This is a genomic window from Massilia sp. DJPM01, from assembly GCF_030348125.1.
GTDB classification, from domain to species: domain Bacteria; phylum Pseudomonadota; class Gammaproteobacteria; order Burkholderiales; family Burkholderiaceae_D; genus Telluria_A; species Telluria_A frigida.
The window spans coordinates 1-2,068 of sequence record NZ_JAQOZV010000149.1 but is presented as its reverse complement, the minus strand read 5'-3'; the positions used below and the strand labels follow the sequence as shown (position 1 = coordinate 2,068).

2 protein-coding genes and 1 pseudogene are annotated in these 2,068 nt (G+C 53.5%); 1 reads left to right on the top strand and 2 read right to left on the bottom strand.

The features are described 5' to 3' along the window. A pseudogene (locus PO883_RS34235) lies at window positions 1-274 on the top strand (hypothetical protein); the annotation flags it as partial. Window positions 275-475: 201 nt separating this feature from the next. On the opposite strand, the gene PO883_RS34230 reads toward PO883_RS34235, so the two are convergent. Then, window positions 476-859 (bottom strand): hypothetical protein, encoded by a 384-nt coding sequence (locus tag PO883_RS34230; RefSeq protein WP_289313768.1) that lies wholly within the window; start codon window positions 857-859, stop codon window positions 476-478. A gap of 61 nt (window positions 860-920) precedes the next feature. Then, window positions 921-2,068 (bottom strand): RHS repeat-associated core domain-containing protein (locus PO883_RS34225; RefSeq protein ID WP_289313767.1); only part of this gene is annotated, 1,148 nt, incomplete at its 5' end.

Below are 2,068 nucleotides of genomic sequence, written 5' to 3'. Positions count from 1 at the left end.
GGACGCGCTGATCCGGCTTGCCAAGGTGCTGCATGTGCGGCTCGACGACCTGGTGTTCGGGGAGAACGAGCGCGGACCCGGCGAGGATCTGGCGCTGCAGTTCGAGGCGGTGAGCCAGTTCACAGAGGATGAGAAGCAAACCGTGCGCGAGCTGCTGGAGGGGATGATTCTGAAGCACGAGGCAAGACGCTGGGATGCGTCGCGGGCGGCGGCAGTTGAGGCCAAGGCGCCGGCAGCCGGCGTCAAGCGGCCGGTGCGCGCAGCAGGACGATAGCGTTCTTCTTTAGCAGCTAAAAATTAAGAGCCGTACCTGGCCCCGCGCTCTTGCAAGCAGCGGGTTGGGTACGGCTTTTTTTGTTAATAAAGAAGAACTTGGGAACAGTCGATCCAGCTACGTATCAGTCCGTGTCCGTTTGTCAGACCTGGCCCAAGCCTTTCGTATTTGTTTGTCTAACCTGACTCTGCGGCCCCTAATTCAACCTTTTGCCGAGGATGCCATTACGCGTCGCAGACTATTGAGGTCTGAACGATTTCTACAAGTTGCAAGAAGATGCCCTTCGCTATCTGGCCTAGTAATAACAAAACTCAATGTCGGGGAAGCATCTTCCAAAGTTATTTTCACCGGCACCCCAAGCTGCGCCAATCGGTATATCCAAACCGCTTCTGACGGCCAAGGAGCCGGCGTAATATCTAATTGCATTGTATCCGCATTACCGAGAGACTCAGGCACATGCACCATCGCTGGAAGGACGAACGCGGTTGTGGTAGTTTTTATGTCCACGCCAACAATTTTTAAGGCAAGAAAGATACTTCCCACAATGGCAATAGCAATGGCAATAATAAGGATTCTTCTTTTCATTGATTCTTTCGAATACTGTCCTAATGCATATGTTGGAGGAGGATTATTTAAGTTTGGCAATCTAATAACCACCTGCGTTTTTGGAGCAATCGCAGCGACGAATGGTTGGGTTTTGACCGGGTCTAAAACCCCAATCGTTCCAAGTTACAGTCCCAGTACTGCTATTTGCGGATACCGTGTACGGACGGCCTTTATACCGCACAACCACACCGGTGTGCCCGGTATATCCTTGTCCAGAGTGAGGTATTCCGACAATATCGCCATCGTTAATACTCCCATCGGTGACCACAGGCCAGCCAGGGATGTTTTGATTCACGTCGCCCATTTCACCTGCGGTTGCTGGCCTTCCATTAACCATTGGCGGTGGGGTACCTGACTCCTTAGCAGATTTGTTGTTAAACAAATTACACTTGAACTCAGTGAACCAACCCGGGCCACCTTTCCACCCCGGCTTTCCCCAACCCCACTCACCGATATGCGACTTTGCAGCTTTTGCGAGTGCCGCGTTCGACGCATAAGGCCGGTCACCGGGACCATATGGGCCCATGCTCGGATTGTCTAAACCTCGTGGATCTGCATAAAGAAGAGGGTTACCCAAGACATAGCCATATGTATTGATCCCGCCTTCGAGCCCGATCGGATCGCTCTGCACATACCGCCCCATTTGCGGATCGTAATCCCTATGGTAGTTGTAAAACAGGTTCGTGTTGCGATCGTAGTACTGCCCTGGCATTCGCATATTGAACGTAAACGCACCCACGCCGCTTGGATTTTCGTTCGGTGGAGTCAGCCCGAACGGGTCACCATTCTCCCAGCGCCAGACAATCTTGTTGTCGAGCGGGCGCGTAATCATCCGCGGCGTTCCCAAATGATCCGGATGGATATGGAACACGTTAACCGCCGTGCTTTGGGTGGGTGCTGTTCCCGTCACTGTCTGCGTCAGCACCGCCACCGGCAGGTTGCCCAGGTACACCGTCTCGCGTGTCACCTTGCCGTTGAGATAGCTGTACTCACCTACCAACTGTCCTTGTTCGTCATAGAGGAATATACCACCACCGTTAGTCTGGAATACACGCTGATCCAAGCCGTTGAACAGCTGGTGGGCCGTGACAGCACCATTCTGGAGACGGTATGGCCGAGCCCGTCCGCTATAAGTGACGACGAGCGTGCCATCGGTCGTCAGATTACCGGCGCCGTCGTAGGTATTCG

Excerpts from the sequence above, each read along its gene's own strand:
- PO883_RS34230 (WP_289313768.1), bottom strand. The coding sequence starts at position 859 with ATGAAAAGAAGAATCCTTATTATTGCCATTGCTATTGCCATTGTGGGA.